Origin of the sequence: Mesonia aquimarina (assembly GCF_003667275.1) — a bacterium.
In the GTDB taxonomy this organism is placed as follows: domain Bacteria; phylum Bacteroidota; class Bacteroidia; order Flavobacteriales; family Flavobacteriaceae; genus Mesonia; species Mesonia aquimarina.
Genome location: NZ_RCNV01000020.1, coordinates 1 through 4,164 on the forward strand (window position 1 = coordinate 1; position 4,164 = coordinate 4,164).

1 protein-coding gene is annotated in these 4,164 nt (G+C 36.3%); it reads left to right on the forward strand.

The genetic code is table 11. The features are described 5' to 3' along the window. Positions 1-197 precede the first annotated feature (197 nt). The coding region (locus tag D9R05_RS15370) for a choice-of-anchor L domain-containing protein (RefSeq protein WP_162985024.1) at positions 198-4,164 on the forward strand (3,967 nt) is incomplete at its 3' end.

Genomic DNA, 4,164 nt, shown 5'->3' on the forward strand with positions numbered 1-4,164 from the left:
AATTGTAGTGAAGAGCAATACCAAGAGAATAGACGTTCGGTGTTTAAGATTACCAAACGTTAAAAAAATCATATTAATTCTTGTAAACAGAGACCTCGGCGCATTTGTGTCGAGGTTTTTTTAGTTTTTTTATGAAAATTCACGATATTTTAGTAAAATTTTATATCTTCATCAAATTAATTTTAAAACACAACCATATGAAGAAAAAATTACTTTTATTGCTATTGTTTTTCGGATCATTTTGGTCTTATGGGCAAATAGGAATTATAGAAAACTTCGAATCTGGAGTTCCGGGAGACTGGACTTCTGTCAGTTTTTTTGGAACTGATGCAGAAGCTTGTGATGGTCAAAGTATCAGGGCTAATCTTTATGAGTTTAATACAGCGGGAAGTTTAGTGTCTCCAAATATCATAGGGCAGTCGAATGCTACTGATCTTGATATTTCTTTCGATTATAAAATTGTGGATTTCTCTGCAGCTATTGATGCAACTGCACCTGGCTGGGGGGAGTTTGTAATAGATTACTCTACGGATAATGGAGCTAATTGGACAACTGTTGAAACTATTAATGATGACAATCATGTTACTTCGGCAGAATGTACTACGGTTAATTATACAGTAGATGCCGCTGATTTACCGAGTGGTGTTGACTTTCAGATTAGATTTAGCCTTACTTGGCTTGATGGAGATTATTATTTTTATATTGATAATCTATTAATAACTCAGGAAACTTCTACTCCTCCAAATTGCGATGCGGTGTTAATAAACCCTTTAGATGGAGCGGTTGATGTCCCCGCAGATACAATGATAGAATGGTCTGCTGCAACTGGTATTGCTACAGGTTATAAAGTTTCTATCGGGACAACTCCAGGAGGTGTCGAGTTAGAAGATCAATTAGATGTTGGTTTAAGTACAACATACACGCCAGCTGCAAATTTAGATTATAATGAAACGTATTATGTAACAGTTATTCCGTATAATGAAAACGGTGATGCTACGGGATGTACTGAAGAAAGTTTTACGGTAACTGATCCTCCTCCTTCGGGAACAATATGTGAAGATCCGATAGTTGCTACCGAGCCTCTTCCGTATATAACATCTGATAGTACTTCGATTTACGGAGATGATTATTCAGGTTCTCCGGGAGCAACAGGTTGCGGAACTACTTTTAGTTACTTGAATGGGGATGATGTGATTTATTCTTACACACCTACAGAAGATACTACAGTAGATATAATATTATCTGATCTTTCTAATACTTATGCTGGAGTTTTTATATATACAGATTGTTCTCAAATTGGGACAGAATGTGTTGCAGGTTTAGGAAACGGATCTTCAACTGATGATTTTTCAATTGAGGATTATGATGTAGTGGCCGGAACTACTTATTATATAGTAATTTCGACTTGGGCTGCACCACAATCAGTAGATTACACATTAATCATAAGAGAAAATACTTGTATTAATCCTTCTGCAGAATATGAAGTAGTAGGAGATTGTGATAATGGACCACAGTTTTTTGTTGAAGTAAATATTACTGATTTAGGAGATGCAACAGATTTAACAATTTCCGATAATCAGGGAAGTCCAGATCAAACTGCATCGGCAACAGGAGTTGTTACATTTGGACCATATTCAAATGAAACGGATGTTGAAATTGATATAGAAAATAGTCAGGATGCAAACTGTTTTATTGGCAGCCCTGTGCTGACTCAAGAATACTGTTCAGATGTTACTGTAGATTGTACAGTAGGTCCAGAAAACACAGTTTTTTGTTACCAATCAAATGAAACTAGGGAGTATGTTTACACCAGTACAGATGGTAATCCACTGAATTTAGTGATTAATGCGGGTGAAGTAGAAAATACATGGGATGAGTTTATTGTTTTAGATACTGATGGAACTCAATTGTATAATGGTTATGGAGATGCTGGAGACCTATCAGATGTTGGTCCTTTTCAGTCTACAGGCGATCAAATAACTATCCAAGTAGTTGCTGATACTGTTAACAGCTGTGATGAAAATGGATATACTCCTATTGATGTTACCATATCTTGTGCTACCTGTATCAATCCACAGGCTGATTATACAGTAGTTAGTAATTGTGATAGCGGAAATGATGAGTTTTTTATAGATGTAGATTTAACTAGTTTGGGAGATGCTACTTCTGTAACTATTTCCGATAATCAAGGTAATGCCGATCAAACAGCCTCTACAATTGATGTTTACACATTTGGTCCGTATGTTAATCAAACTGGTGTGGAAATTTCGATAGAGAATGATGATGATTCAAGTTGTTTAATTTCCAGCTCTTCGTTAACTCAAAATTATTGTCCACCTCCGAATGACGAATGTTTAGGAGCTGAAATTGTTTTAGTAAACGATGGGTTAGAGTGTATAGAAATTACTTCAAGTACAATTCAAGGGGCTACAGATTCAGGCTATACAGATTGTGGAGGAACCGCCGATGATGATGTTTGGTTTGAATTTACTGCCACCGCTGAATCTCACGCTATCGCTTTGTCTAATATTCAGAGTACGACAAGTAGTTCAGATCTTTACCATTCTGTTTACGAAGGGACTGATTGTGATAATTTAAGTTTACTTTATTGTGCAGATGGTTTTGATGAAACTAGTAGTTTAGCAGAAAATTTAACTATAGGAGAGACATATTATATAAGTGTTTATTCTTCAGGCGACTTGGAAGAAGATACTACTTTTGATTTATGTATTACTACTCCTGGCGAGCCTATTAGTGTAGATCCTGATTTATATACTGTTGAAGAATTAGTTATTGACGTACTAATTAATAACCCTTGTGCTCAAGTATCTAATATTACTTACTCGACAGGAACAGACTTTGGATCTACCAATGGTATTGGTTATTTTGATGCTACTGAATCTAACTTCCCTCTAGAATCAGGATTAATTATGAATTCTGGAGATGTGTCCAATTCACCGGGACCTGAATCTGGTGGGCAAAGTGATGGAGCGTTTGGAACGTGGCCTGGAGATGAAGATTTAACTGAACTTATTCAAGATATAGAAGGAAATGCGACTTCAACTTCTATGAATGCAACTGTAATCGAGTTTGATTTTGTTCCGTTTATTGATCAAATTAGTTTTAATTTTTTATTCGCATCGGATGAATATGGAACTTATCAATGCTCATTTTCAGATCCATTTGCTTTTTTCTTAACCGATTCAGAAGGAAATACGACTAATTTGGCGGTAGTACCTACCACTGGTGACCCTATTGCGGTAACAACGGTTCGTAATGAAGCTTATAATACTGCTTGTGGTTCCGTTAATGAAGAATTCTTTTCTACTTTTTATGGAGCAGGGGGTTCAGCGCCCGTTACAGCTCCTATTGATTATATGGGTCATACTGTTTCGATGGTAGCCCAATCCGAAGTGACTCCAGGAGAGCAATATCATATTAAGTTAGCTATAGCTGATAGAAATGATAGTTCTTTTGATTCTGGTGTATTTTTAGAAGCAGGAAGTTTTGATATTGGGGGAATAGATCTTGGTCAAGATATTACCTTAGAAAACGGAAATGTTAGTTGTGAAGGAGATCCTATAATATTAGATACTGGAATTGTAAATACTGAAAACGCCACAATTGAATGGTATAAGGAAGGAGAATTAATAGATGGGGAAAATGGTCCAACATTAGAAGTTACAGAAGAAGGGGATTATGCTGTAGCTGTAGTTTATTTTGGTCAGTGTGGTTTAACAGATGTTATTTCAGTTGAATTTTATGATCCTCTTGATACAGATTTAGGCCCTGATCAAACGGTGTGTAATCAAAACGAAGTGATTTTAGATGCAACTCCTTTAAATGCTGAAGATTTTGGTAACATTATGTATACTTGGTTTTTAGATGATACTGAATTAACCGGAGAAACAATGGCAACCCTTCAGGCAACTCAACCTGGTATTTATACTGTTGAAGTTAGTGGGGTGATCATAGATTCTAATGGAGACTTAACGAACTCTTTGTGTGAAGACACTGATGAAGTTGAGCTTTTATCTGCCGGCTTCACAGTATCTTTAGGATCAGACCAGGATTTATGTGATGAGTCTAGTTATACGATAGAGAGTGTAGTAACAGGAGAGGATGCAAGTAATGCGAGTTATGTATGGGAGGATTCTAATGGTG